Below are 4,342 nucleotides of genomic sequence, written 5' to 3'. Positions count from 1 at the left end.
CCTCCCCCGCCGACTCCGATCCTCGCCCCCACCCCCACTCCGACTCCCACCCCGACTCCCACCCCGACCCCGACCCACGCGAAACCGCCGAAGCCCAGCCCCACCCCCACGCCCGTGCACTACCCCGTCTACCGCCCCGCGGTGCACCACGCGCCCCCGCGCAGCGGCCCGTCCCTGGTCACGCTCACCCTGCTCATCACCGCACCCGCGGTGCTCGCGGTCGCCGCGCTGCGTCCCCGCTGATCGTGTGTGGAGGTTTCGATGTCGGAATGGCTTGTTCTCGCCCTCGCGATGGTCGCCGTCTGTGCGGTGGTTCTCGTCGTCCAAGTCCTGCAACAACGCAGGATCGGGGACGACGACGACCCCTCGGAGACGCCTGACGTCATCGAGTACATGACGATGATGATCGGCGTGGTCTACGCGATCGTCCTCGGCCTGGCCATCGCGGGCGTCTGGGAGGCACGCAGTGCGGCACAGGACCACGTGCGCAACGAGGCACAGGCGCTGCACGAGATCCACGAACGCGTCCGGGTCTATCCGCCCGAGGTCAGGGACCGGATCCGGACGGATGTCGACACGTATGTCAGCCACGTCGTGACGACGGAGTGGCACGCGATGCGCACCAAGGGAGAACTCACCGACAAGGGCACCCAGCTGCTCGACAAGGTCCGCCGCGACGTCACGGACTTCGAGCCGAAGAACGACTTCCAGGCCCAGGCGTACCAGCCGCTCGTCGACCAGGTGACGGCGGCGGACGACGCGCGCAACGCCCGCGCGGACTCGACCGGCGCCACGATGCCGGGCGTCGTCTGGTTCGGGCTGATCGTCGGCGGCCTGGTGACGATCGGCATGATCTTCGCCCTGCAGATCCGGCGCACACCGCGCGAACTGCTCCTCGCCGGCCTCTTCTCCTCCCTGATCGCCTTCCTGCTCTTCCTCATCTGGGACCTGGACGCGCCCTACAGCCGGGGGGTCGCGGCCACCGCGGAACCGTTCCTGATGCTCTTCCCCGGCGTCCGCTGACGCCGTCGGGCTGCGCGCCGCCCGGGCGCGGAGCACCCTGAGGGCATGACGCCATGGCACGCCCCGATCGTCGTCCACCCGCCCGCTCCCGGGGGCGGGCGGCACGTGACCGTGCGCGGGCGGGCCGCCGGGCTCGCCCACAGCGACGGGGACCTGACGGAGCTGCTGCGCCGCACCGGGCTCGGCGAGGCGGACACGACGCTGGACGATCCGCACCTGGTCGAGTGGCGGGGAGCGGGGCCGCACGTCTGGCACACGACCGGGCCCGACGGGCCGTCAGCGCGCCGCGCCATCCCCTGACCGGCCCACATACGTGCCCCGTTCGTACGACAGGGATCGCGCCCATAAGGGGGTGTCCCTAGCGTTTCGGGGAGCGAGGTGCTTGTCCCAAGCGAGCGGAACCGGTCCGCAGCTGCTCCTCGTGGACCCGGAGGAATCACCATGCACGCGATACGAGCCACTTCCGCCGCCGTGCTCTCGCTGACCGCCCTGACCCTGACCGCACCCACCGCCGTCGCCAGGGAGTCGGATCCGTTCCGGGTCAGCATCTCGCCCACCACGATCGCCGCGGGCGGTCAGGTCACGCTCAACGCCAGCGGCTGCTCCCGGCAGACCAGGGTGTCCGCCGGCATCTTCGACACCGTCACGATCGGCAGCGGCAGCGGCTCGCGGACCGCCACCGTCGACTGGGACGCCAGACAGGGCGCCGTGTACACGGTGACGTTCACCTGCGGCCGGTCGACCCGCACCGTCGACCTCACCATCGCGGGCGGCAGACCCGTCGAACCGACACCACCACCTGTCCATCACGGCGTCAGGGCCGGCGTCGGCGGCTCCATCGGCGGGTTCGACCTGCAGGAGATCGGTATCGGTCTGGCCCTGATCACCGGCGCGCTCGGCACGGCGTACCACCTCGCGCGGCGCCGCACCGGCGACGACAGCGCCTGACGGACGCGGCAACGGGCCGGTGCCCCGAGGACCCCACTGTCCTCGGGGCACCGGCCCGTTCTCGTGCTTCTCGGGCCCCGCGAAGGGGGTCGGGGCCCGAGGTTCCGCTCGTGCCGTTACGCCTTGCTCTCCGCGCGGCGACGCATCCAGAACACGCCACCGCCGATCAGCGCGGAGGCGACGAGCGCCCCGCCGATCGCCATGTCGGTGGGGGTCGCGCCGGTCTCGCTGGCGCCGCCGAGACCACCGCGGACACCGCCGTGGATGACCGTGAAGGCGGCCGGCCGGGTCAGCGACGCACCCTGGCAGTTCACCGTGATGTCGTGCGCACCGGGGTTGGCGTTGTCGTGCACGGTGGCGGTCGCGCTCGCCGTGCTGCCACCGGGGACGGCACTGAAGTTGGCCGTACCGAAGGCGTCGGACGTGGCCGTGCCGCCGGACTGGCACTTGGTCCCGTCGACCGTGACGGTCAGCTGGCCGCCGCGCGGGATGACGCTCGGCATGGCCTGGATGTTGGTCGGGTCCGTCCAGGCGGACGCGGCAGGGGCGGCGAGACCGACGGCTGCGACCGCGACGGCGGACACCGCCAGGGCACGGGTGCTACGCATGGAAATCCTCCGCGGAAGGCGCCCCCGGGGAAGGTCCCCGGGAATTTCGGCGAGTACGCCTCCCAGACGAACCCTCAGATGCCGTGCGCAGAGCCGCATTTCGACACTCGGCCGTACCGGTGAGCCGACACACCGAAGGATTTCCGTACAACCCGATATTGCCGCAGGTCACGGACCGTCAGAAATTTCCTGATGTCGGCAACTCGGATGGCGCACCGGCCCCCTGGAAGACCCCCCGCACCGCCACCCGTTCGCCCTCGCCCCGTCGCTGGCCGCGCGAGGTCGACTTAGCGTTTTGCTACGCGCAACCGGTCGCGGTCTCGCCGCCGCGTCCAGAGGGGATGAGCGAATGTCCGACGCAAGGCTCGCAGACGAGGAGCAGCCGAGAAAGCGCGCGCCGTGGGGCGTGATAGCGCTGGTGCTGCTGACCGGTCTCGCGTTGATCCGCAATGGCTCGGGTGAGTTCGACATCGGTCCGCCGCAGCCCGCCGCGGCGGCCGCCGCGGACAGCCGGGCGCCCGAGTGGGCGAAGTCGAAGGCGCCCGAGCCACTGCCGTTCGCGCTGGTGGACCGGGTGCGGATCCCGGCGATCCGGGTGGACGCGCCGGTGACGCAGGTCGGCCTGGACGCGGAGGGCTGGGTGGACGCGCCGCCGCCCGAGGACCCGAACCTCGCGGGCTGGTTCACGGGCGCGGTGTCGCCCGGCGAGAAGGGCACGGCGGTCGTCGTCGGCCACGTCGACAACATGCAGGGGCCCGCCGTCTTCTACGGCCTGGGCTCCCTCAAGAAGGGCAATCACGTCGAGATCCGGCGCAAGGACGGCAGGACCGCCGTGTTCGAGGTCTACGGGATCGACGTCTACGAGAAGGCGAACTTCCCCGGCAAGAAGGTCTACGGCTCCAACGGCACACCGGAGTTGCGGGTCATCACGTGCGGCGGCGGCTTCTCGAAGCAGAGCGGTTACGACGGGAACGTGGTGGCCTTCGCCCGCCTGGTGTCCGTGCGCTGAACGCACGGGCCCGGCGGGCGAGAGCCCCTGGGAGTCGTGCGGGTCACAGGCCCCGGCGGCGCGGCACCGTGACGCGGTAGCCGTCGTCGAGCAGTCGGGGCAGGTATTCGCGCAGGGCGGCGACGCTCTGCGAGCGGTTGCCGCCGGCGTCGTGGTTGAGGACCACGACGCCGGGCGCCGCACCGCCGAGCACCCGGGAGACGATGGTGCCGGTGCCGGGGGTGTTCCAGTCGAGGGTGTCGACGGTCCAGGCGAGGGGCTCCATGCCGAGCTCGGCGCCGAGCCGGAACGCCGCACGGTTCCAGGCGCCGTAGGGGGCGCGGAACCAGGCCGGCGGTTCGCCGATCGCGTCCTCGATGACCTCGCAGGTCCGCTCGATCTCGGGGCGCATGCCCGAGCGGGTCATCCCGGTGAGCTGCGGGTGGGTCCAGGTGTGGTTGCCGACGAGGTGCCCGTCGTCGGCCATCTCGCGCAGCAGGTCCTTGTTGTCGACGGCCATCTCGCCGCACACGAAGAACATCGCGCGCACGTCGTGCTTGCGCAGGGTCCGCAGGATGTCGGGGGTGTAGCGGGGGTCGGGGCCGTCGTCGAAGGTGAGCACCATGGCGCGGTCGCCGCGGTCGAACTCCATGCTCAGGAGCGGTTCGTGACGCACCTTCAGCTTCGTGGGGGCGGCGCGCTGCGGCCCGTAGCCGGCCAGGGGCCGCAGGCGGTACGCCGACGGCTTGAGGGCGCGGGCGGCGGGCGGTCCCGC

6 protein-coding genes and 1 pseudogene are annotated in these 4,342 nt (G+C 71.7%); 5 read left to right on the top strand and 2 right to left on the bottom strand.

The annotated features are described in order from the left end of the window. The 4 genes and pseudogenes from G3I40_RS46530 to G3I40_RS22420 form a co-directional block, all read left to right on the top strand. Positions 1–243: pseudogene (locus G3I40_RS46530) on the top strand (hypothetical protein); the annotation flags it as partial. Positions 244–261: 18 nt separating this feature from the next. Beyond that, complete coding sequence (locus G3I40_RS22430; protein WP_164303932.1) at positions 262–1,023, top strand: DUF4239 domain-containing protein; 762 nt, start codon at positions 262–264, stop codon at positions 1,021–1,023. Between the two features lie 45 nt (positions 1,024–1,068). Next, positions 1,069–1,323 (top strand): hypothetical protein, encoded by a 255-nt coding sequence (locus tag G3I40_RS22425; protein ID WP_164303931.1) that lies wholly within the window; start codon positions 1,069–1,071, stop codon positions 1,321–1,323. A 141-nt stretch (positions 1,324–1,464) separates the two neighbouring features. Next, positions 1,465–1,971: a hypothetical protein gene (locus tag G3I40_RS22420; protein ID WP_164303930.1), complete on the top strand. Its 507-nt coding sequence runs from the start codon at positions 1,465–1,467 to the stop codon at positions 1,969–1,971. Positions 1,972–2,087: 116 nt separating this feature from the next. Here G3I40_RS22420 and G3I40_RS22415 read toward each other — a convergent pair whose 3' ends face one another. Then, positions 2,088–2,579, bottom strand: coding sequence for a hypothetical protein (locus G3I40_RS22415; protein WP_164303929.1), 492 nt, complete (start codon positions 2,577–2,579; stop codon positions 2,088–2,090). A 349-nt stretch (positions 2,580–2,928) separates the two neighbouring features. Between G3I40_RS22415 and G3I40_RS22410 the strand changes: the two genes are divergently transcribed. After that, complete coding sequence (locus tag G3I40_RS22410) at positions 2,929–3,588, top strand: class F sortase (RefSeq protein ID WP_164303928.1); 660 nt, start codon at positions 2,929–2,931, stop codon at positions 3,586–3,588. A 43-nt stretch (positions 3,589–3,631) separates the two neighbouring features. On the opposite strand, the gene G3I40_RS22405 is transcribed toward G3I40_RS22410, so the two are convergent. Next, the coding region (locus tag G3I40_RS22405; RefSeq protein WP_164303927.1) for a polysaccharide deacetylase family protein at positions 3,632–4,342 on the bottom strand (711 nt) is incomplete at its 5' end.

It is taken from the genome of Streptomyces sp. SID14478 (assembly GCF_010548525.1).
In the GTDB taxonomy this organism is placed as follows: domain Bacteria; phylum Actinomycetota; class Actinomycetes; order Streptomycetales; family Streptomycetaceae; genus Streptomyces.
The sequence above is the reverse complement of the archived record's forward strand: the minus strand, read 5'-3'. Positions and strand labels throughout refer to the sequence as shown.